Annotated in this window: 23 protein-coding genes; 14 read left to right on the top strand and 9 right to left on the bottom strand. The window is 52.3% G+C overall.

Going from position 1 to position 22,765, the window contains the following annotated elements; translation table 11 throughout:
* Positions 1-96 precede the first annotated feature (96 nt).
* From pdxR to ACYX4J_RS03480, 3 genes are all read left to right on the top strand, one after another.
* Positions 97-1,551: a MocR-like pyridoxine biosynthesis transcription factor PdxR gene (pdxR, locus tag ACYX4J_RS03490; RefSeq protein ID WP_444911427.1), complete on the top strand. Its 1,455-nt coding sequence runs from the start codon at positions 97-99 to the stop codon at positions 1,549-1,551.
* 260 nt (positions 1,552-1,811) lie between these two features.
* Positions 1,812-2,621, top strand: coding sequence for a right-handed parallel beta-helix repeat-containing protein (locus ACYX4J_RS03485; RefSeq protein ID WP_444911428.1), 810 nt, complete (start codon positions 1,812-1,814; stop codon positions 2,619-2,621).
* Positions 2,622-2,821: 200 nt separating this feature from the next.
* The gene (locus tag ACYX4J_RS03480; RefSeq protein ID WP_444959755.1) at positions 2,822-3,754 is read left to right on the top strand and encodes an ADP-ribosylglycohydrolase family protein; all 933 of its coding nucleotides are present in this window, start codon (positions 2,822-2,824) and stop codon (positions 3,752-3,754) included.
* Between the two features lie 178 nt (positions 3,755-3,932).
* Here ACYX4J_RS03480 and ACYX4J_RS03475 read toward each other — a convergent pair whose 3' ends face one another.
* The 5 genes from ACYX4J_RS03475 to ACYX4J_RS03455 form a co-directional block, all read right to left on the bottom strand.
* Positions 3,933-4,976 (bottom strand): alpha/beta fold hydrolase, encoded by a 1,044-nt coding sequence (locus tag ACYX4J_RS03475; protein ID WP_476177910.1) that lies wholly within the window; start codon positions 4,974-4,976, stop codon positions 3,933-3,935.
* A 25-nt stretch (positions 4,977-5,001) separates the two neighbouring features.
* Entirely contained in the window at positions 5,002-5,595 is a 594-nt protein-coding gene (gene msrA, locus ACYX4J_RS03470; protein WP_444891909.1) for a peptide-methionine (S)-S-oxide reductase MsrA, read from the bottom strand.
* Between the two features lie 62 nt (positions 5,596-5,657).
* The gene (locus ACYX4J_RS03465) at positions 5,658-6,842 is read right to left on the bottom strand and encodes an iron-containing alcohol dehydrogenase (RefSeq protein ID WP_444915641.1); all 1,185 of its coding nucleotides are present in this window, start codon (positions 6,840-6,842) and stop codon (positions 5,658-5,660) included.
* A 105-nt stretch (positions 6,843-6,947) separates the two neighbouring features.
* Positions 6,948-8,354: an aldehyde dehydrogenase family protein gene (locus tag ACYX4J_RS03460; RefSeq protein ID WP_475709486.1), complete on the bottom strand. Its 1,407-nt coding sequence runs from the start codon at positions 8,352-8,354 to the stop codon at positions 6,948-6,950.
* A gap of 18 nt (positions 8,355-8,372) precedes the next feature.
* Positions 8,373-9,746, bottom strand: coding sequence for a glutamine synthetase family protein (locus ACYX4J_RS03455; RefSeq protein WP_444907395.1), 1,374 nt, complete (start codon positions 9,744-9,746; stop codon positions 8,373-8,375).
* Positions 9,747-9,908: 162 nt separating this feature from the next.
* On the opposite strand from ACYX4J_RS03455, the gene ppa reads away from it, so the two are divergent.
* Positions 9,909-10,445 (top strand): inorganic diphosphatase, encoded by a 537-nt coding sequence (gene ppa, locus ACYX4J_RS03450; protein WP_282931443.1) that lies wholly within the window; start codon positions 9,909-9,911, stop codon positions 10,443-10,445.
* 83 nt (positions 10,446-10,528) lie between these two features.
* On the opposite strand, the gene ACYX4J_RS03445 is transcribed toward ppa, so the two are convergent.
* The 3 genes from ACYX4J_RS03445 to ACYX4J_RS03435 form a co-directional block, all read right to left on the bottom strand.
* Complete coding sequence (locus tag ACYX4J_RS03445; protein WP_476177909.1) at positions 10,529-11,005, bottom strand: hypothetical protein; 477 nt, start codon at positions 11,003-11,005, stop codon at positions 10,529-10,531.
* Between the two features lie 18 nt (positions 11,006-11,023).
* Entirely contained in the window at positions 11,024-11,830 is an 807-nt protein-coding gene (gene cysE, locus ACYX4J_RS03440; RefSeq protein WP_476177908.1) for a serine O-acetyltransferase, read from the bottom strand.
* Between the two features lie 155 nt (positions 11,831-11,985).
* On the bottom strand, positions 11,986-12,705 hold the full coding sequence (locus ACYX4J_RS03435; protein ID WP_444934063.1) for a M15 family metallopeptidase: 720 nt from the start codon (positions 12,703-12,705) through the stop codon (positions 11,986-11,988).
* A 246-nt stretch (positions 12,706-12,951) separates the two neighbouring features.
* Here ACYX4J_RS03435 and ACYX4J_RS03430 point away from each other — a divergent pair, with 246 nt between their 5' ends.
* From ACYX4J_RS03430 to ACYX4J_RS03405, 6 genes are all read left to right on the top strand, one after another.
* The gene (locus ACYX4J_RS03430) at positions 12,952-13,236 is read left to right on the top strand and encodes a TfoX/Sxy family protein (RefSeq protein ID WP_476178643.1); all 285 of its coding nucleotides are present in this window, start codon (positions 12,952-12,954) and stop codon (positions 13,234-13,236) included.
* A gap of 174 nt (positions 13,237-13,410) precedes the next feature.
* Positions 13,411-14,295 (top strand): protease HtpX, encoded by an 885-nt coding sequence (gene htpX / locus ACYX4J_RS03425; RefSeq protein ID WP_282931439.1) that lies wholly within the window; start codon positions 13,411-13,413, stop codon positions 14,293-14,295.
* A gap of 108 nt (positions 14,296-14,403) precedes the next feature.
* Entirely contained in the window at positions 14,404-14,763 is a 360-nt protein-coding gene (locus ACYX4J_RS03420; protein ID WP_476177907.1) for a hypothetical protein, read from the top strand.
* A 7-nt stretch (positions 14,764-14,770) separates the two neighbouring features.
* Positions 14,771-15,301 (top strand): hypothetical protein, encoded by a 531-nt coding sequence (locus ACYX4J_RS03415; RefSeq protein ID WP_476177906.1) that lies wholly within the window; start codon positions 14,771-14,773, stop codon positions 15,299-15,301.
* Between the two features lie 285 nt (positions 15,302-15,586).
* Entirely contained in the window at positions 15,587-16,642 is a 1,056-nt protein-coding gene (locus ACYX4J_RS03410) for a S1C family serine protease (RefSeq protein ID WP_282931426.1), read from the top strand.
* 48 nt (positions 16,643-16,690) lie between these two features.
* A complete protein-coding gene (locus tag ACYX4J_RS03405; protein WP_108734344.1) occupies positions 16,691-17,035 on the top strand; it encodes a Rieske (2Fe-2S) protein in 345 nt (114 codons plus the stop codon).
* A gap of 18 nt (positions 17,036-17,053) precedes the next feature.
* On the opposite strand, the gene sfsA is transcribed toward ACYX4J_RS03405, so the two are convergent.
* Positions 17,054-17,755 (bottom strand): DNA/RNA nuclease SfsA, encoded by a 702-nt coding sequence (sfsA, locus tag ACYX4J_RS03400; protein WP_444940859.1) that lies wholly within the window; start codon positions 17,753-17,755, stop codon positions 17,054-17,056.
* Between the two features lie 258 nt (positions 17,756-18,013).
* Between sfsA and dksA the strand changes: the two genes are divergently transcribed.
* From dksA to ACYX4J_RS03380, 4 genes are all read left to right on the top strand, one after another.
* Positions 18,014-18,451, top strand: coding sequence for an RNA polymerase-binding protein DksA (gene dksA, locus ACYX4J_RS03395; RefSeq protein ID WP_108734345.1), 438 nt, complete (start codon positions 18,014-18,016; stop codon positions 18,449-18,451).
* Between the two features lie 29 nt (positions 18,452-18,480).
* Positions 18,481-19,404, top strand: a complete 924-nt coding sequence (gene gluQRS, locus ACYX4J_RS03390) for a tRNA glutamyl-Q(34) synthetase GluQRS (RefSeq protein WP_476177905.1) — start codon at positions 18,481-18,483, stop codon at positions 19,402-19,404.
* 142 nt (positions 19,405-19,546) lie between these two features.
* Positions 19,547-19,723 carry a hypothetical protein gene (locus tag ACYX4J_RS03385; protein ID WP_169337099.1) on the top strand — a complete coding sequence of 59 codons (177 nt, stop codon included), beginning with the start codon at positions 19,547-19,549 and terminating at the stop codon, positions 19,721-19,723.
* Complete coding sequence (locus ACYX4J_RS03380) at positions 19,713-22,676, top strand: ATP-binding protein (RefSeq protein WP_444937308.1); 2,964 nt, start codon at positions 19,713-19,715, stop codon at positions 22,674-22,676. Before ACYX4J_RS03385 ends, ACYX4J_RS03380 begins: the two co-directional genes overlap by 11 nt.
* Positions 22,677-22,765: the final 89 nt, after the last annotated feature.

Raw genomic sequence — 22,765 nt, 5'->3', positions numbered from 1 at the left:
CCTTTAATTCACTCTGGTATGAAATAGATATCGCCAATGTAGGATCTTGCTGGTACGCTGATAAGCGCCAGTTTTAACTATTTCATGGTGCCAGTTTTGAGTGCTGCCGAGCTTACAGACCTAACTCTCGAATCAGGCCAGCCGCTACAGGAACAGTTGTATCGACAATTGGTAGATTGGATCTGCAACGGCCGGCTGGCTGCTGGTACCAAGCTCCCCTCCTCGCGCCGGTTGGCTGAATTCCTCTCTATCAGCCGCAATACGGTGACATTAGTTCTGGACCAGCTGAAAGCGGAGGGCTTCCTTACCAGCCATCCAGGGAAAGGCGTATTTGTATCTCCCGAATTGCCGGCCTACACAAAGAAAACACACAGGCAGGGTTGGCAAGCACAGAAGAGTAGGTACTTACCATCACTTTCTCACTATGGTGATTTTGCACAGACTTTATCTTGGGGTAAGAAAAGTGAAGATCAATCTCTTCCCTTCACCCCCGGCCTACCGGATCTAAGCTCATTTCCATTCACTATTTGGAATAAATTATACCGCCGCCACCAATCCAGGTTAGCTCTTGCAGGTTACGGGCAAAGCCAAGGTTATTTACCTTTGCGTTTAGCACTTACGGAATACTTGCGCAACTCCCGGGGAGTTCGCTGTAAGGCTGAACAAATTATTATTACCAATGGAGCTCAGGAGGCCCTGAATCTATGTGCACTGGTCGCGATTAACCAGGGAGACAAGGTTTATATAGAAAACCCGGGATATCGCCGTGCTCGAGTAGCTTTCCAATCTGTTGGAGCAAAGCTCGTACCAGCGAACCTGAAAGATAAGCACTTGGATGTTGATAAGCTGGTCAATAGTGCAACCCAAGCCAAGTTACTTTTTACTACGCCAACACATCAGTACCCAATGGGTGGTGTTATGCCCGCAGGTGAACGGATCAAACTGCTGGATTGGGCGACACAGGCGAGCTGCTGGATAATTGAAGATGATTACGACAGTGAGTTTTCATTCCAACATAAACCCGTCGCGGCACTCCAGGGCATGGGAGAAAATACACCTGTGTTCTACATGGGGAGCTTTAGTAAGACCTTACTACCCAGCCTACGATTGGGCTATTTAGTGGTGCCTAAATCTACAGTAGCGGCATTTACCCAAGCAAAAGAAATGTTATCTGGCCACTCCCCCTTAGTCACACAAGCTGTCGTGGCAGACTTTCTCGATGAGGGGCATTTTGTGCGACATCTTCGCAAAATGCGTTCTAGCTATATGAAGAAATGGGAACATTTCTGTCAGCTTATTCGAGAAGAAATACCACCTCCAGCCGGACTAATTGCCAGTAGTGCCGGTATGCACTTGGTTATATCCACGCCGGGACACGACGACATCACCCTTTCAAAAAAACTACGCGAATACGGATTTGGCAGCACACCACTATCGCTCTTCTATTCCAATAAAAATGAAGATTCAGGGTTGGTGCTCGGGTTTGCCAATACAACTTTCGAACAGAGGGCAGATTGCGTAAAGATTCTCGCAAAAAATCTTAAAAAGTAGCCATTGCACACCCAAACAACGCTTATTTTTATAATGCCGGCTTCTTCATTTTTCGCACCAGCATTAAGCACCTCCACCTAAAATAAAAAAGTAAATATTTTAATAGAATAAAAACAATCTATTATCACCAAAATATCAAATAAAACCCAATAAATTAGGAAAAATTTCCTATGGTTCTTTCCCAAACCTAGGTCACAATCTCCATGGCTTTGGGTGTTCACTCTCTTTTTTAATTACTCAGATAATTAGGGAAATTTGATATGAAAAATAGAAATATGAATTCTATAAAAGCATCATTGCTCGCTGTATCCGGTATTGCAGCACTATCGCTCTCCGCCGTCGCATCAGCTGTCAGCTGTGGAGATACCATTACAACCGCAGAATCACTTACCGGCGATATTCTTGGCTGCGCAAGCCATCCTGCACTCGTGATAGATGCTGGCGGATCACTCGATATGGCGGGTTACCACCTCAGCTGCGATGGCAGCGGAATTGGCATTCAATTGAAAGACAGCGATAGAGTCCTTGAGGATACTGTTGGTGGAAGCACTATCACAAACTGTAACAATGGCGTATCTGCCGAAGGCGATGGCAGCCATCAAATCTTTGATATCACTGCTTCATCAAACTCTATTGCAGGAATCGCCCTTTGGAGTTCAGGCAATACTGTTGAAGCCTCCGATGCTAGCGGCAATGGGGGTATGGGCATACGCGTTATGGGTGACGGTAATCGTGTGAGATACTCTGTTGCATCAAGTAACGGTCTCCAAGGAATAAAGATCGTTGGTGACAATACTCTCATCAGATTCAATGAGACGATTCTCAATATGTCGAGTGGGATTGTAATTGATAGTGGGGATGGCGGCATTGTTGCCAACAATCTATCAGATAATAACGGCGTTAACGGCATTATGATGTTGGGACTGGGGCAAGTCGGATACTTGATCATTGGCAATACCGCAGAAAATAATGCTGGCGCAGATCTTGCTGACCACAACCACCCTGCTTGCACTGGCAATGTATGGATTAGAAACACTTTTGGCAGTGCTAACGATGCCTGTATTAATTAAATGATATAGCGACTTTAGTGGCGAGCCGATTAGTTTTAAATATCGGCTCGCTCTCACCTAAAACAAAACCCTTCCCCTCGCGGGCCATCAACTACCAATAGATGTTTTCTAGAATAAAATTGTTACTTATAACAGCAATTAATAGTGGTCCTTATAGCTAGTAGCGACTTCCCCTGAGAGTAAGGTATAGAAATCAAAAAATGATAAAGCTCAGTAAATACAGAGGTTGCTTTAAAGGAATAGCCATCGGCGATTCCTTTGGCGCCCCGTACGAAGGCGGCATTCTAGAAAGACAACTCTGGAAAATTATCGGGAAAACCGAACAGGGTAGAAAGCGTTACACCGATGACACGCAGATGTCTATTGATATTGCAACCTCCTTTCTTGAACATAATTACCTTGATCAGGACCACATAGCCAAAAAATTTGCCCAAAGTTATCGCTGGAGCAGAGGGTATGGTCCCAGTGCAGCGAAACTACTCAAAGGCGTCAGGGATGGTAAACGCTGGCAAGATTTAAACCGAAAAAAATTTAAGCATGGTTCTATCGGCAATGGGGCCGCCATGAGAGCACCTATTATTGCCCTCTGCCACCCCCAAAATGACTATCGCCTCAAGCAATATGTACAATCGGTGTCTGAAATCACCCACGCCCATCCAGTTGCTGTCGAGGGAGCATACTTGATCGCTATCGCCATCTGTGAATCCCTGCAAGACCGTTCAAACAGAGAGATATTGAACAAACTGGAAGTAAGTTGTAAGTCCGAAATATATCGCTACAAACTGGAAAAGTGTGCGACTCTACTGTTTAACCAGAAAATCCCACATCCGCAGCAAATCAAGCAATGGCTAGGTAATGGCATTACCGCGCCAGAGTCCTGTATCACCGCTATTTACTTTGGACTTAAGTATCGAAACTCTCCTTTAACGTCTGTATTAGCTAATATTTTTTCTCTAGGTGGTGACACAGATACCTTGGGTGCCATGGCTGCTAGCATCTGGGGGGCATTAAATGGAGAAGACCGAATGGAAAGCATGGCCGACAAGGTCGAAAACATCGATTTTATTACCGAGCTTTCTGAGAAACTCTATTTCACCCAATATCAGCATGAACAAGCCTTACAACCTGCATAGCCTACTAAAAAGGGAGAAGGGAAGAATACACCGCGCTTGGACCCTATGGTGATTCTTTTCTTCCACCCCAGTAGTAAGCCTTAAACAAGTAGAGCGGATCGTAAAATAACCAAAATGTTAATTTAAAAATCTCTGACAGCTTAACCAGAGCACCATGTGGCTATTAAAAAGTGCTTTATTAGGACTGGATACTTCTCACCCTGGCCAAAAGCTTTTCGATACTATCAACAGTAGTGCGCGCCCCAATAGCGCCAACAAAGAAGAAATGGTTACCTGTAACGGTCTGTGAAAAATAAGCGGAAGACGAGCGGATAATAAGCTGTACTAGCTCCCACCTTTCCCTTGGAATCTGCTCTGGAGATGCACCCCCTAAAAGTTTACTGGCAAGAATTCGATTGCGAATAAATGCCCAATCATCAATATTACACAGCACGTTTTCCAAATCCCCCATTGAATCACTCTGAATAACAACGGGAATTGGATAGTCCAAGAAGTCAAAGGTGTTTGCCGTTTTCAATGCCCTGGAAAGATCTTCCTTAAACCCTTGCCCATCATACATTAACCCAGTGCCAATAAGTGCGATGGGAATTGCTCCAAGGAACGCCTCCTGATAGATATCTTTGGGGATAATTGTGTGTTGGTTTAAGGCATTTTGCTCATCAAGCGCGGCCAAAAAGGCAGGATATATGCCCTTTCGACTGGCCATCCCATCAACTGTCATTTCGATGGCTTTGGCATTAGCTTCGGGAAGAAAGCCCGGCAACGCGGGTTCTGCGGCCATAGCCACAAAGCATTCAATCGAAAAATTCAAGGCTTTGGCCGCCCTCGCTAGAGCCCCAGCGATTTTCCCTCCCATACTCCAGCCGCACACCACTACCGAATTTGGAAGGTTATATTCAGACAAAATCTTGGCAATAATTTCTGCAGCCTGATCTCCCCAATCTTGAATTGTAAACTCCGGGTGAGTACTGCAAAAAACCGCATTTTCCATAGGGTAAGAAATAGCAAGGAAGGGAAAACCCGCTCGATTGACCCAGTGACTTATAAAATCATCTGGGCGGCCACCGGGATAGCCGTAGAAAATACGCGCTAGATGTGCTGTGCCTGGAATAAATACCATTAGCGGATTGGTACTAACCGCCGGGATATAACGATAAAGCACTGGAAAGTCATTGATTATTTCCAGGACTTCCCCGTCAAACAAAGTGGGACTCGGTGCCATATTCACCCTGCGGAGAGGCAATCCGTTAACTTGGCGCTTTCCCCCAGACCTCCTCTAAGCGCTTATCACGCCCACAGCGGTAGCGATAATACTTGTAACGCAGGGGATTACGTTGGTAATAGTCCTGATGGTAGGCCTCTGCGGGATAAAAGGTTGCAGCGGGTTTTATTTGTGTCACCACCTTTTTACCCAACTCCGCTTCTACCTTTTTCTTGCTCTCCTCTGCTAACACCTTTTCTTCTTGATTGCCGTAAAAAATCTCGGCTCGGTACTGGTCACCGCGATCGCAAAATTGACCACCGGAATCAAAAGGGTCAACATTGTGCCAAAAAATATTCAGTAAGTCGGAATAGCTGACTTTATTCGCATCGTACTTTACCTGAACAACTTCCGCATGCCCCGTACCACCGGAAGATACCTGTTCATAGGTCGGGTTTTTGACATGGCCACCGCTGTATCCTGAGGTGGTTTCCAGGACGCCATCGACCTTGTCAAATGGCGGCTCCATGCACCAGAAACACCCTCCTGCAAAAATAGCCGTGCGAATATTCGATGAATCCTGAGCCAGGGAAATACTGGCCAATGAGAGGAACAAGAGAGCAATAATACTGCGCATCATTCAGTCCTTTACCGATTGTCGATGGAACACATTCTCTTCTGTCGTCTATTCGCAGGAATTTATTACAGGGTGACGGTACCTTCACAGGCGCGCAAGAAAATATCCCGATACTCTATCCCGTTAAAACGCATCGGGTTAGTACTAGCGGAAGGCTCCACCGATGCCATTTTCCCAACTCTGTCGGCATCAGTGTCATCAATTCCAATCTCCGACAGGCTGTGGGGAATCCCCAGCTGTTTGCGCAATCCGAGCAACCAGTTGAGTACCGCATCAAATCCGCTATCAAACATCTCATTACCGGCCAGTTGTAGATAAAGTGCCAGATGCCCCATAGGCACCTGGATGGCTGGACGGTTGGCGATAAGAACGTAGGGCATCAATATCGCATTTAACAAACCATGGTGCTTGTCATACAGGGCCCCCAATGGATGTGCCAGGGCGTGGATAGCGCCCAAGCCCCGCTGGAAAGCTGTAGCCCCCATACAGGAAGCTACCAACATTTGCTGACGCGCCTCGAGTTCTGCGCCTATAGCATAAGCTCGAGGCAAATACTCCTTGATCAGGCGCATCCCCTCCAGGGCGATTCCCTCGGCCATAGGATGGTATTGAGGGGAGTAAAAAGACTCGAGATTGTGTGACAGCGCATCCATTCCCGTCGCTGCGGTGAGGTCTGGCGGCAACCCCATTGTCAATTGAGCATCGAGAATAACGATGTCCGGCATCATGCGCGGATGGAAAATCAGCCTCTTAACCTGTGCTTTCTCATCGGTAATTACCGCAACCCGGCCAACTTCAGAACCTGTGCCAGCCGTCGTGGGAATGGCAATCAGCGGTAAAATACCCTCTGGGTCCACACGCCTGTAGTTATCGCCAATATCCTCAAAATCCCAAATACTGTGCTGCTGTCCCGCCATAAGGGCAATGGCTTTGCCCGCATCCAGGGCCGAGCCCCCGCCCAAGGCAATGACCCCATCGCACTTCTGCTCACGCAGCTTGGCTACCCCATCGGCGATATTTATCTCATTGGGATTACCTTTGATTTTGGAAAAAACGCTAACTTCCAGACCCACCTGTTGGCATGGGTTAATCGCACTATCGACCAGTGGCAATGCGGCGACTGTAGGATCAGTAACTAATAGAGGCTTGTGAATATTCAGCTCCAGGCAAGCTTCAGCCAATTCAGTAATGCGACCGGGGCCAACCCAAACGGTCGTGGGATAATTCCAATTGACATGGTATTTATCCACAATTTCCTCTCTGACGTTCTGTCACTTTTGCATATTCAAAATAGGCTGTGACCTTTCGGAAAACAGGCAGACAATTTCACTTTCTGCATCCGGCAACCGTTCCCGCTAACCATCATGTTTAAAATGAAATGACTTGGGGCGGGTTAAATTCTCAAATCCAATTTTAGAAAGCGTACATCCACGACCAGATTGCTTAACACCCGTCCAGGCCAATTCCGGATCCAGGTAATCACAACGATTTAAAAAAACAGTGCCGGCCTCTAAATACCCTCCCATCTCCATTGCTACATCTTCATCGCGGGTAAAAATAGCCGCAGTAAGACCAAATGGGCTGTTATTCATAAATTCTAGAGCTTCGCCATCATCATGCACTTTCTGCACCCCCAGCACCGGCCCAAAAGTCTCCTCGCGCATCACTCGCATATGGTGTCGCACCCGGGTTAACAGTTGCGGTGCCATATATTGGGTGCCCCGCTTGTCCATTGGGAATTCACTCACATCCAAGTGGACCTTCGCGCCCTCCGCTATCGCTTCATCCACCTGCGCGCGAACCCGATCGGCAGCTTCCGCACGCACCAAAGGCCCCAAAGTGGTCTCCACTTGATCCGGGCGCCCCAGTCGATAGTCACGCAGTAAGTCGACCGTTTGGGAAATAAACTCAGAAAAAATATCTTCATGCACATAGGCCCGCTCAATACCGCAACAGGACTGCCCGGAATTAAAATAGGCGCCGTCGACTACCGCTGCCACAGCTTGGCTAATATCGGCGTCGGCGCGAACATAGGCTGGATCTTTTCCCCCCAGTTCAAGTCCCACTTGAATAAATCGACCGGCAACTGTGCGTTCTAGATTCGCGCCAGCGCCAACCGAGCCGGTGAAGGCAACATGCTGGATTTCCCCTGCACAGGCTAATCGCTGGGTATAAGCATGATTTAAATGAAGAAACTGAAAAACACCGTAGGGCAGTCCCGCCTCGCGAAAAATCTCCACCATTCGCTCAGCACAAAGCGGTGTCTGTGCCGAGTGTTTTAAAATAACTGCATTGCCCGATAGCAGTGCCGGTACCACTGCATTAACCGCCGTCAGGTAAGGGTAATTCCACGGGGCAATTACCAGGGAGACCCCTAAGGGCTCGCGGCGGATAAACCGGGTAAAACCCGGCTTCTCAGGTAACTGAATGTCAGCAAGGGCTTCAGTAGCAAGCTGTGCCATGGTCTGCGCACGATCCATAAACCCGCTAATTTCCCCTCCTGCATAACGGATTGGACGCCCCATCATCCAACACAGCTCCCGCCCCAAACGCTCTTTTTTAACGGCAAATATTTCCACAGCCCGCTCGACAATGGCGATGCGCTCATTGAGGGGAGTTCTCCTCCATGCTTTTTGTGCTTTACTGGCCCGATCCAGCACTACACGGATTTCCACCTCTCCCGCCAGAGCGCGCTCTACATAAACACTGTTATCAATAGGGGAAATACACTGAAGATGGTGCATGATTTTTGTAGTCTTCATCGGCGTCGATACTCCCAATTAAATAATTTCGAAGTACCGCTCCAACTCCCAGTCACTCACATGGCGGCGATATTCCCGCTCCTCCCACTCGCGACTGGCAGAAAAGTGTTCAACAAAGTCGCTGCCAAATAATTCCTGTGCCGCTTCTGACGCCTTAAATTGCTGCGTGGATTCCCACAGTGTGCCCGGCAGCACTTGTTCGTTTTCCAACTCCAGCGAGTAAGCATTACCGGCGACAGGCTCACTGGGCTGCCATTGCTGCATAACACCGTAAAGACCCGAGCCCAAAGCTGCTGCCAATGCTAAATAGGGGTTGGCATCGGCGGCCCCCAAGCGGTATTCGACGCGCTGGGAAGTATCGCCGCCGGGGATAGCACGCAGTGCCGTTGTGCGGTTTTCCACCCCCCAATTGGCTCCCGTCGGCGCCCAAAAACCTGGTACCAGGCGGCGATAACTGTTAACGGTCGGTGCCATCAGGGCAAGGAATTGCGGCATCAGCCTTTGCTGCCCAGCTATGAACTGACGCATTATCTGGCTGATACCATCTGGCTGGCTCGAATCGAGAAAGGCGGAATCACCGCTGCCACTATTGCGCAGTGACAAATGAATATGCCCGCTTTGCCCCGGGTACTCACTGGACCAGCGGGACATAAAAGTAGCCATCAAACCCATCCGCTGTGCCAGCACTTTTATAAAGGTTTTAAACAGGGCAGCTTTGTCTCCAGCAGCCTCAGCACCATCCACTGCAATAGCCGCCTCTAAAACTCCCGGGCCTGTTTCCGTGTGTAAGCCCTCCAAGGGGAAATCCATGCGCTCGCTCAGCTCCAGGATTTCCCGATACAGCTCTCCGTGTACGGAATTTCGCAGTATGGAATAGCCAAACACATCGGGGGTAAAAGGCTTTAAATTACGGAAACCCTTGTTCCGCACTGAATCGGGCGTTTCATCAAACAGGAAAAATTCGTATTCCAGGGCGGCACAGGGATCAAATCCCAATGAGCGACAGCGTTCAATCACCCTGCGCAGAACTGCGCGGGGGCACAGCGCCTGGGCTCGACCATCAAACTCCGCGAGAAACAACAACATATCGCCTTCAAAAGGCACATCACGGCAGCTATCGGGGAGTATACGTACCGGGGCGTCTGGATATCCGGTATGCCAACCGGTATAACGAGTGTTGTCGTAGAGCTGATCCTTAACATCCCAGCCCAGGACCACATCACAAAACGAGAAGCCCTTTTCCAGGGATGAGAGGAATTTGGCGCGGCTCATATATTTACCACGCATTACACCATCGGTATCGAATAAGCCCACTTTGACATGACTGAGGCCTCGTTCTTCGACAATTGCGCGGGCCTCCTGAGCGGTTTTTACCTCCCGTGCCTTTACCATGACTGGTCCTGCCCCGTTGTTGTTATCTCCGAGTTACAGGATAGACCCGCCAGACGAGCTTCGACGCCATAAACCCGGCGCAGGCGTGACTTTCAGCCGAGCCCCTCAGCATATATAATCCGCGCTCCAGATTTTCAGTTATCTATTCATTCAGGACCAGCAATGAGCTTCGAAAAGATCCCGGCAGGTAAAGAACTGCCCAACGATATCAACGTAATCATCGAGATCCCTGCCAACCACGACCCGATCAAATACGAAGTGGACAAGGACTCTGACGCAGTATTTGTGGATCGTTTCGTTGCCACCCCGATGTTCTACCCAGCAAACTACGGCTACGTGCCCCAGACTCTGTCTGAAGACGGTGACCCCCTGGACGTGCTGGTTGTAGCGCCTTACCCGGTAATGGTTGGTTCTGTAATCCGCTCTCGTGTTGTTGGCGTTCTGAACATGACCGACGAATCCGGTGTTGATGCCAAACTGCTGGCCGTACCGCACACCAAGCTGACCAAGTTGTACGATCACGTTGAAGAAATCAGCGACCTGCCCGAGCTGCTGATCAAGCAGATCGAGCACTACTTCGAAAACTACAAAGCCCTGGAAGCGGGCAAGTGGGTTAAAGTAGAAGGCTGGGCTGACGCCGAAGCTGCACGCAAAGAAGTTATGGCTTCCCGCGAGCGCTACCTGAAAGAAGAAGGCTAAGCCTCACTTCTTTCAGAAGACTCTGAGCAATAAAAAAAACCGGCCTAGTGCCGGTTTTTTATTGCCTGTTAGGAGAGACCCTGTCAGTTAACTTCCCAATTGGGAACAGAGACAGGAGATAGCTCCTCCCCCTTGCGCTCACTCTCATCCAGAAGCTGGCCTTCCGCTGCACGTAAACTGAGGTGCTCTACCTCAACGCTGACCGGTTCCACCGACTTGCGTTCGTGCTCCTTTACGAGGTTTCCCTCCATGGGTGCCAAGGTCCATTGTGGGCTAGCCGCAGTTTCCGCCTTGGGCTTGGTTTGCTCGGCAACAGCTGCTCCGCTGCTCTCATCCTTAATACTGACCTGTGCGCCTATTTTGGCCAGGTTTGCACGAAACTGCTGTGCCTGGGGCAGAGATAACCCTTTCTTCAGTACCAGCGGGCGCCCACTGAACAATTTCTCTATCGCCTGGGGATTACTTTTAAACAGGCGCACCATACTGGCTTTTACATCACCAGCGGTAAAACCCGCCACCAAATCACCGCGAAAAACCAAGCTGTAGGTGGATTGCGACATCAATAATATTTCCCTGAGTTACTCTTCCGAATCCAGAGTCTGGTCCATGGTATAAGCCGGAGCCCCTTCTACACGCCCTCCTACCTGGCGGGCGGGAACACCTGCGACGGTTGTATGAGCGGGCACATCGTGCAAGACCAAGCTACCGGCGGCAATTTTGACGTCCTCTCCCACCTTAACCGGACCCAGTACTTTGGCCCCGGCGCCAATCATCACTCCGGGGCCAATTTTCGGATGGCGATCGCCACTGCCGCAGCCACTGCCACCCAATGTCACCGAGTGGAGAATCGATACATTGTCCTCTACCACACAGGTCTCCCCCACCACCAATCCAGTAGCGTGGTCAATCATAATGCCGCAGCCAAATCGCGCTGCTGGGTGAATATCCACCGAAAACTGCTCTGATACCTGGCTCTGGAAATAGAGCGCCAGGGTATGGCAACCTTGATTCCACAACCAGTGCGCTATCCGGTGGGATTGCAGGGCGTGAAAACCCTTAAAGTACAGGAAAGGCGTCAGGTACTGGTCACATGCCGGGTCACGGTCATACCAAGCGCAAATATCCTCGCCCATACAGCGGGAAATACTCGGGTCATTGGCCAGAGCCAGGGCAATCACTTCCTGAAGCGCGGTTGCCGTGAGGGCATTGTGCTCAAGCACCGAAGCCAGGTGATCAGCTATAGCATCATCCAAGGACTTGTGGCGCAAAATGGTATTGTGGAAATAACTTGCCAGGATAGGCTCACCGGCAGCTGCCTCTGAGGCTTCAGCCCGCATCGCCTGCCAGATATCCCGCTGGCCTTGAACGGCCGCTTCCTCACCCATAATTCATCTCCCTTATATTCCCCAGGGCACTCACTGCGGCGCAGCTTGGCAGGATCACTAGCCCCTTTCAAGAGGAAGCCTCCATCGCAAAGTAGCTTTCTTGCCACCCCCAATGAGGTGGTAATGAACTGTAACCAACCTATCTCAACAGGCCGCTATAGTTGCCCATTAAATGGGGGATAGCAGTGATCCGGAACCCAGATATAGCGCGTATAAATGTCCTGAAGGTGCTCGCAAACCGCAGTGCCCAGGGATAGTTCTGACTCTTGCAGCAGCTCGGACAGGCGTTCCACGCTGAGAAGTTCCTGAAGCTCTCGGGCCCTGGGGGCATAGCTCAGGTGCCAGCGTTCCGGTGCGACTCCGCCGCGATCCTCTGCATAGGGTCGGAACAGCCCATAACTATTACCCGTGCTGATTTGGTTATCCAGCCAACGGTGGAAGGCGCCAAAAGCTCCGTCGTCCGCCACCTCCTGGGGGGTAAGCTGGACTGCATAGTCAGCAGGGACCGCCGCCGCATCAATAATATCGAAATCGGTACCCCAGTGGTGACGGGATGCTCCCGGCAATGCGGACCAGCGCAGAATGGCGAAGATCAGCTCCCGCTCGCTTAACTGTTCAATATCCAGGGGAGTACCGTGACTATCGAGAACCGGGCGGTGACCCTGCGCTTTGGCATTCCAAATCAACAGTTGTCGATCAAAGGCGCGAAAACCGGAAACGATTTTAGGGGCAAACCCCTCTTCACGGGCATCCCGACTCAAGCGCTGGAAGGCGATCAGTGCTTCGGGATGTAAAAGCTGGTCAGAAGCTGGGTCGACAATGACATGCTCATCGCCGAGTCCAAATAACATACGCTTCAGCGGTGTCGATAACATTTGCATCTCATTATTAGGCGAACTCCAAAGGGCAGGCTAAATTATTCAACAGGCTATGCCTACTTTAACAGAGCGCAGACAATCGCCCTTAACTATGGCACCAAAGCAGGGGCACCAAAAGCAGGCGCGCCGCACAATAATCTGGCGGTAATGTTTGTTAGCCACCTGTTAATTTATGTTAAGTTCAAAGCCGCAGTCGAGGGGTTGGCTGCGACAACGGACGCTCAAACTGGTAGGGAAAACCGAATGCACCCGAGTCAATCAGAACTATTAAAACTAAAAAACCTGGGCCTGGCCTCGGTCAATATTCTCCACTCTATTGGCATTCGCTCCCACGATGACCTGCGCAGGATTGGGCCTGTCGAGGCCTTTATCAGTATTCGCAACCGGGGGATTAACGCCTCCAAAGTAATGCTCTATGCTCTTCAGGGCGCGCTGATGGATGTGCACTGGAACGACCTGGAGCCAGAGCTGAAACAACACCTTACCAGCGAGGTCGACCGCCTCCTTGCCACCCAAAACTCTGACTAGTAATTCCCCTCAAACACCGCAGAAAGAGTCGCAGACACACACACTCGGCGGAATCGGCACAGCAGGCCAAGCTGTGCCGATCTACAGTAAGGCAAGTTGCGCCAACCCTATCTAAACTTACCGGTGGAGCCGCGGAATAATTCCGTAAAGACACTCACTCAAAGGAGAGATCCGATGTTGCGCATTGGGCTATTCCTGCTGACCAACCTTGCTGTCCTTGTATTGGTTGGCATTATTTTCAATATTTTTGGAATTGGGGGAATTCTTCAGGCAAACGGTGTCGATCTCAACCTCGGCGCCTTGTTGCTGATGTGCGCGATTTTTGGTTTTGGCGGATCTTTTATTTCCCTGCTCTTATCGAAAACCATCGCACGGGTCAGTACCCGCACACAAATTATCGAGCAACCCCGCAGTGCTGATGAACAGTGGCTGGTAGAAACCGTACGGGAACTTTCCCGCAAGGCGGGCATCGGTATGCCAGATGTGGGGATATTTCCAATGCCCCAGGCGAATGCCTTCGCCACCGGCTGGAATCGCAACAGCGCTCTGGTCTCTGTCAGTGCCGGTCTGTTGCAGCGCTTCAGCCGAGAGGAAGCCCGCGCCGTTATTGGCCATGAAATTGGTCACGTGGCCAATGGCGATATGGTGACGCTGGCACTGATCCAGGGCGTGGTAAATACCTTTGTGATGTTCCTCGCCCGCTTGGTTGGGTTCTTCGTAGACAGGGTTATCTTGCGCAACGAAGAGGGATTGGGCATCGGCTATTTTGTCACATCCATTGTTATGGACATCATATTCGGCTTCTTCGCCATGATGATTGTCGCCTGGTTCAGTCGCCGCCGTGAATATCGGGCCGACCATGCCGGTGCCACACTGGCCAGCCCCCAATCCATGATTGCCGCGCTGCAACGGCTCAAGGTGGAGTCCGATCGCGGCCACGAGGAACCCCTACCCGGCAATATGAAAGCCTTCGGTATATTCGGTAGCATGGGAGCGCTTATGGCCACGCACCCACCACTGGATGATCGTATTCTCGCCCTGCAAAACTTCCGTAATTAGTGTCTAATTGGATAGATAAGTGATCAGAGCTGTAGTTTCAATTTCTCACAGAGCTGCCACTAAAACGTAGTTACTTTCTATGTGGACAGATGCAAAGTAAAAGCATTTATGCAAAGAAGTGTCCTGAAGTACATCCCACTACTCGTCGCCATATTTTTGATTGGCTGTTCTCCTTCATGGAGTGACGGCCCTTACGAGATTTATTGGATAGATGGCGAAAAAGCCCTTGGTTTTAATTTGGGTGACGATGCCTACATCCGCCGTATCGATAACCCACAACATATCAGTGCAAACGAGATGTTCGTCTCAGTCTACGCTTGCCCTGAGGGTGCCTGCGCTTACTATTACATAGATCGACTTAAAGACCACAAATTTGCAGATTCTTCCGAGTTTGTTTTTGGCCCCTACACAGAAAAGACCTTTGTTCAATTGGAACAAAAGCTACAACTACCAAAACTGGAGCAATAATAAAAACATGAGAAAAGCATCAAGATTTATGCCTAAATACAAAACTGAAAAGGCAAGTAAAGCTACGTTGTTTGTTTTTCTCGTAGCAGTGTTAGCTCTCCTTATTTACCAGCCAATGTTCTTTTTATCTTTAGCTGGCTTAGCATTATTGGCCATAATTTGGGGCACTGTCGAACAGCGCAAAATTGACAGGCATTTCCAACGACTATGTAACAACCGCAAAGGTTTATCCATTTGTGAATTTGCCCGGGAGTTTGATCGCAAAATTGTTGACACATGGATTATTAGAGCGGTGTATGAGCAACTACAAGCGGCACTTCCCACCAAACAACTGGTCCCAATTCAAGCATCAGATGATTTCTTTAAGACCCTAAAACTGGATGAAGATGATCTCGATCTGGACTTAATTGAGGAGATCGCACAAAGAACCGGGCGAACCCTTGAGGACTATCAAAGCAACCCCTATTTAGGCAAGGTAACAACGGTCCGGAACCTGGTACTGTTTTTTAATCACCAGGCCCGTGGCGAGGCAACCTGACAGGCCGAAACAGGTTTTGTACTACGAGACAAAACTAGCGCATATGTCACCATTAATCCCACCGCAGAAATTTCATTGCTCCAGCAGCAGTCGGCGACACTCAGCCAAAGTGAGTTCCTATTCGTAGCCCCCAGCTTTAAATCTCGCCAGCAGCCCCCAATAAACAGCCAACACCGCATAACGATTGCAAACAAGATACACTTTCAAAACAGCAACAAACAAAAAGGAAGACGACAGTTACAGACGTATCTTCCAATCCGGTAGTTCAAAGGGAGGATTGTATTAATGACTCTACTTAAAACTCTACGCGCCAGCTTAATCTCAGTCTTTTTACTGCTTACCCCGGCAATATCTGCACAGGCGGAAACCTTTGCCACCGACGACGAACGCAACACCATGCAGGTGTTCAATTTTGCCAGTCCGTCGGTGGTCTATGTCACCAATGAGACCCTGGTGCGGGATCGAAGGACCCTACGCCTCCACTCAGTGCCCAAAGGCGCCGGCAGCGGATTTATCTGGGACACTCAGGGCCATATTGTCACCAATTTCCACGTTATTGAGGGTGCGCGGCAAATCACTATTACTTTGCAGGATCGCAGCGAGTGGCCGGCCGAACTGGTGGGATCTGCGCCGGAAAAAGATCTGGCAGTTCTGAAAATTAACGCTCCCAGGGAGTTGCTAAAACCACTGGTTGTGGGCACCTCCAGCAATCTCGCGGTAGGCCGTAAAGTACTGGCTATCGGCAACCCGTTCGGCCTGGATACCACTCTCACCACCGGTGTGGTCAGCGCCCTGGGGCGGGAAATTGAAGCCGCCAACAACCGCACCATTCGCAATGTTATCCAAACAGATGCGGCTATTAATCCAGGTAACTCCGGCGGCCCATTGCTGGATTCCCAAGCGCGTTTAATCGGGGTCAACACCGCAATTTACAGCCCCAGTGGCGCCAGTGTCGGTATTGGCTTTGCGATTCCAGTGGATACGGTCAAAAAAATTGTGCCGGAACTGATCAATCACGGCCGCCTGGTGCGCCCGATTATTGGTATCGAATCCGCCCCGGACCAGTGGAGTAGCCGCTACGGCTTTGAAGGGGTCGCCGTATTGCGTACCGCTCCCGGGCTTCCCGCAGAAAAAGCCGGCTTGCGCGGTATCCACCGCACCCGGGGTGGGGGCTGGGAATTGGGCGATGTGATTGTAGAAATAGAACAACAGCCGATTCGCAGCTACGACGATTTGCTCAATGCCCTTGAAAAGCACAGTGCCGGTGACGAAATCACTATCGGCATACTGCGTGACGGGACAATTCGCTACACGTCCATTAGACTCGCGGCACCCGAATAAGCAGGCGCTTGCGCCCTGAACAAGAATTAGGCCGGGAGCCGATAACCTATGCAGAAGTACTTCCTGTGTCGCTATGACGAATTAAGCGAAGGTCAATCCAAAGGGTTCTCCCTAGGAGACACTGCCGCCGGCACTGACAATGTGTTTGCTGTGATGAAAGATGGCGAGGTCTACGCCTACAAAAACACCTGCCCCCACCGGGGCATCAACCTGGACTGGCAGGAAGACCAATTCCTCGATCCCGATGGCGCACTTATTCAGTGCGCCTCCCACGGCGCGCTATTCCTGATTGAATCTGGGGAGTGTATCGCCGGGCCCTGTACTGGTGATGCCCTGACCCCAGTACCGGTGGAATATGCACAGGACGGTCTCTACGCATTACTGGCCGACTGACAGCCCCCTGCCTTTACCTCACGGGAGAAAAGCCAGGGCCTCCACCAGCTCGACACCTTCAGCACCTAGCTTCGCGCGGTATGCAAGCACTTGCACACCAGCATCGACAGCGGAATCCAGGGCCTCAGCATAAGCGGGATCAATTTCCCGCGCCGCCTGCACCGTCTCGATACCGCTGTGTTGAACGCAGTAAAAAAGTACCGCCCGCACTCCGCTCTCAGCCAGCTTTTGCAGTTCGCGCAGGTGCTTGGCGCCCCGGGTACTTACCGCATCGGGGAAGTAACCCCGTGCCCCATCTGCCAGGGTCACATTTTTCACTTCCACGTAGCAGTCCCCATCAGCGCCAGACAACAACAGATCGATACGGCTGTTTTCCTCGCCGTAGCGCACTTCCCTGCGCAGGGATTCATAGCCCTGTAACTCGCTGACTACGCCAGACAGAATGGCCTCTTCAACCAGAGCATTGGCGCGGCCTGTGTTCACCCCCGCCAGGGCTCCATCCGGGGTCGTACAGATTTCCAGAGTGTGGCGATACTTGCGCTTGGGGTTGCCAGAATCGGAGTACCAGCAGTCTCCCCCCTCCACCCAACAATTCTTCATAGACCCCGTATTTGGGCAGTGGATGGTAAACACGTCGCCACTGGCAGATTCCACATCGGCAAGAAAGCGCTTGTATCGGCGCAAAAGTGTTGCCTTTTGCAACTGAGGGGTAAATTTCACGGGCTGGACCACTTGGCTGTAATTTCAGGCGCCACAAAATAGCAGACAACTATTTGTGGCGCGAATCGCGCAGATTTGATAGCTTCCTCGCTCTCGGTCGCCAGGGGTATCGGTACCGAGAACAGGATTAGCCTGACACCGCAGCGAATTTGATAGGTGAAAAAAGCATCACTTAGAAAGATTCCGGTCTAGGCTAGATTGAATTTGGTGGTATCGCCCCCATAAAGGGGGGCCCGTATAGAAAGAGAGGCAACGACTATGCCCAAAACTGCTGCGAGCACCGAATCTCTGCACGGCTTTGAGCCCTACAAGGAGACGCAGGGCGAAGAGTACATGAATGAGAAGCAGCAGGAGCATTTCCGCAACTTGCTGTTGGCCTGGAAGGCCGAGCTGATGGCGGAAGTGGACCGCACCGTTTCCCACATGAAAGACGAGGCCGCAAACTTCCCCGATCCCGCAGACCGCGCCAGCCAGGAAGAAGAATTTAGCCTGGAATTGCGCACCCGCGATCGCGAGCGCAAGCTGATCAAGAAGATCGATGCCACCCTGGAGCTTATCGACCAGGATGACTACGGTTTCTGCGAAGCCTGTGGTGTTGATATCGGCATTCGCCGCCTGGAAGCCCGTCCTACCGCCACTCTGTGCGTGGACTGCAAAACCCTCGCGGAAATCAAGGAACGGCAGATCTCCGGCTGATCCACAACCGATAGCGGCACGGCGTTCGCTTGCGATCGCCCTGCTCGGAGGGGGCGATCAATGTATCGCCCCTATTCATTTTGAACAGCACAACTCCCTATATTGGTCGCTTCGCACCCTCCCCGAGTGGACCGCTCCACTTCGGCTCACTGGTGTGCGCCGTCGGCAGCTACCTTGACGCCCTCGCCCATGGCGGACACTGGCTCCTGCGCATGGAAGACCTCGACCCTCCCCGGGAAGAGCCCGGCGCGGCAACCCGCATTCTGAAATCCCTGGAAGCCCACGGACTGCACTGGCACGGCCCCGTCGAATGGCAGAGCAAGCGCTACGCACTCTACGAGGAAACCCTGTCCACACTGCGCCAACGGCAACTGATTTACCCCTGCGACTGCTCACGCAGCCAGATTAAGAAAAATGGTGGACATGCGAACGACTTCTGTCGCCTTAAATACGATGTGAGCGAACCCTCAGCGCTGCGATTGCAATGCGCAGGCGGCGAGGAAAGCTTTGTGGATATTTGGCACGGAGAGCAACGGCAGCTCATCCGCGGAGACACCATTCTCAAGCGCCGCGACGGCCTCTATGCCTACCAACTGGCAGTCGTTGTCGACGATATCGACCAACAAATCAACCAGGTGGTGCGCGGCTCAGATCTATTGGATACCACCGGTGCACAACAGCGCCTGTTTAAAATCCTCGGCGCTACTCCCCCCCAGTTCGGCCATCTGCCGCTGGTGATGGGCCCTGACGACAGGCAAAAACTCAGCAAACAAAATCACGCGCCGGCTATCGACGACAACATGGCTTCCGATAACCTGTGTAAGGCCTTACAGTTCCTCGGCTTCAAACTGCCAAACACTGCCCTAACAGAATCCCCCGAGCATATTCTCAAGTGGGCTACCGCGCGCTGGCGCCGCCACCAGATAGATATGCGCAACCGCCAATTGCACTGATTCCAAGCTGCACTTACCATTTCCGCGCCAGCCGCCCTTAGGGCTCCGGCTGATAACCCGCGTTGACGATTACACAGGGATGACTTCTCACCGGTACAGTGCGCGGGCAACAAATTTCTCTAGCGGGTTTTCAAGGCGATCTATGAGTAACCGCACACTATTAATTCTGCTGGTGCTGGTGGGTTATGTATTCTCCCCCACCATCTTTACCTGGATGATCAATCCCGTCGGCGCCTGGTACCGGCCTTTTATCCTCTGGTTCGTGCTGATCCTACTGGCGATTTTTATCCAGTGGAGGCGCAAATCGAATGAGCTTTGATATTGCCCACATTGCCCTGGTGGGAGTGGCCTACATCGCCACCCTGTTTTTTGTCGCCTTCGCCACCTCCAAGGGCTGGCTGCCTTCCCGCTGGGTGCGCCACCCGCTGGTTTATGTGCTCTCCCTGGGCGTATCGTTATCGGCCTGGACTTTCTACGGTATCGTCGACCTGGCCTGGCAATATGGTTACGGGGTGCTCGCCTACTATCTGGGCACCGGCGCCATGTTCCTGTTTGCGCCAGTAGCCCTGGAGCCACTGGCGCGCCTGGCACAGCGCTACCAGCTGTACTCCCCGGCAGATCTTCTGGTGTTCCGCTATCACAGCCGCCAGGCGGGGACTCTCGCCACCCTGTTTATGCTGTTGGCGCTGCTCCCCCTGATCGCCCTGCAAATCCAGGCGGTATCCGAGACCCTGGCGCTGCTGTCGCGGGATAGTGTGGCAGCCCTGGCGCTGCCGGACAGCGGTGTATCGAGCAAAAATTTAATCGCATTTTTCTACTGCGTGCTGCTGGCGGTATTCACCAGTATGTACGGAGCTACCCGCGAGCGTGGCGAGGGCCTGGCCAGTGCCATGGCCCTGGAGTCCCTGGTAAAACTGGTGGCGCTCACCGCTGTGGGCGGCTATGCCATTTACGGCGTCTTCGGTGGGTTTTCCGGCCTGGATGAGTGGCTGCTGGAGAACCCCGATATGCACCAGCTGCTCTACACCCCCATCAAGCAGGGCTCATCCCACACCCTGCTGTTGGTGTTTATCGCCACTGCCGTGGCTATGCCACATATTTTTTACCTGAGTATTGCCGAGCGCCCCACCGGACAGGCAATGCGCACCGCCAGCTGGGGCTTCCCCCTGTTCCTGCTGCTGATGGCCCTGCCCATCTTCCCCATCATGTGGGCGGGCTTTGCCCTGGATGTGGCCGGCCCGGTGCAGTACTTCTCCCTGGCGGTTCCCCGCGCCAGTGGCTCGGCACTGCTCACCACCCTGGCCTTTATCGGCGGCCTGTCAGCAGCCACTGGCGCGCTGATTATGATCACCCTGGCCCTCGCCACCATGGTGATGAACCACTGGCTGCTGCCCGGCACCCGCTGGCATTCTGAGGACAATATGTACCGGCAGCTGGTGTGGCTGCGCCGCGCGCTGATCGCCGCTCTATTTATTGCCGGCTTTGCCTTTTACCTGTTACTCAACAACCGACTCTCCCTGTCGGACCTGGCCCTGCTGGCATTTATCGGATCACTCCAATTTCTGCCTGGGATTTTTGCTGTAATCCACTGGCCGCGAGGTAATCGACGTGGATTTGTCGGTGGCCTGCTGGCGGGCATGCTGCTTTGGGGGGGCGGCCTGTTAATTCCGTCAATTTTTGGGATTACCGGCATCACTCTGCCCGGCACCTCCCTCCAAATCCCCCTGGGGATGTCTATCTGGACACAGATCACCACCCTGTCACTGGGGGTCAATGTCCTGTTATTTGTCGGCCTATCTCTGTTCACCCGCACCAGCAGCCTGGAGCAGTACGCCGCTGACCTGTGTAGCGACGACACCATCGCCCAGGCTCTGCGCTTGGGACTGGATGTGGAATCCGCCGCAGATTTTCGCCTGCGCTTGGCTGAAAGCCTCGGAGCCGCTACTGCGAATAAAGAAGTTAAACGCGCTCTCGCCGCTCTCAATCTGCCGGACAACGAGCGCCGCCCCTACGCCCTGCGTCAACTGCGCAACAAGCTGGAGTCCAATCTCTCCGGCCTGCTGGGGCGTGTTCTGGCGGTGCAAATTATTGATCGACACTTCCCGTTCCAGAACAGCGATCAGCCGGCAAACAAGGACATTCACCTGATCGAGACCCGGTTGGGCCGTTATAAGCACCAGCTCACTGGCCTGGCCGCAGAACTCAATAACCTGCGTCTGTATCACCGCCAAATGCTGGAAGAGCTGCCGATGGCCGCTTGCTCCCTGGGGCGCGACGGAGAAGTCCTGTTGTGGAACTACGCCATGCAGGACCTCACCGGTATCAGTGCCAGCGAGGTAATCGGCTCGAAACTGGAATACTTGGCAGAACCCTGGCGCAGCCTGCTGGGGGAATTCGCCCTATCCACTGATGCCAGCCGCTTTAAGCAACAGGTGAGCCTCGACGGCAATAGCCACTGGCTCAACCTGCACAAGGCACGGCAAAAACGCAGCCGCAGCGACCGCTCCCGCGACGAGCGCGGCGATGCACAAATGTTGTTGCTGGAGGACATTACCGAAACACAGGTCTTGGAACAGGAACTTATCCACAGCGAGCGCCTGGCCTCTGTGGGTCGCCTGGCCGCCGGCGTAGCCCATGAAGTGGGTAACCCGGTAACGGGAATCGCCTGCCTGGCACAAAACCTCCAGTACGACTGTGACAACCCGGAGGTCCTGGAAACCGCCGACCAGATCTTGAGCCAGACCCAGCGCATCAGCCGTATCGTCCACTCCCTGGTCAACTTCTCTCACAGCGGCAACCAAGAAGACAGCGAGCGGGCCCCGGTAGATCTCTATGCCTGTGTGCAGGAGGCGGTCAACCTGCTGTCCCTGCAACGGGATAAGACCGAGGTCCAGTTTGAGAATCGGGTACCCGAAGACCTGATCGCCCCGGGAGACAACCAGCGCCTGATCCAGGTGTTTATCAACCTGCTCAGCAATGCCCGCGATGCCAGCCCCGATGGCGGCCAGATTCTAATTGAGGGCTATCGCAAGAGCGGCAGCGCCTGTGTCTCTGTCACCGACAGCGGACCGGGAATTTCAGCTCAGCATCGTGAACGGATTCTGGAGCCCTTCTTCACAACGAAAGAGCCCGGCGAGGGTACAGGACTGGGCCTGGCAATGGTTTACAGCATTGTCGAGGAGCACGGCGGCCAGCTGGAATTGGTCAGTCCCGCCAACCCGGAAACCGGGACTGGCGCCCGCTTTATTGTGCAACTCCCCCTGGGCGACTGAGATGGCTGGACACCCATATCGATCATTATTTGTGCAAAAATAACCCGATTAACCGTTTTTGAGTTGCATCGAAACGGCGCCCGGGTAAA

The sequence above is a fragment of the Microbulbifer sp. ABM4_008 genome (genome assembly GCF_056311705.1).
Note: the sequence above shows the minus strand (reverse complement) of the source record. Positions and strands in the feature narration are given on the sequence as shown.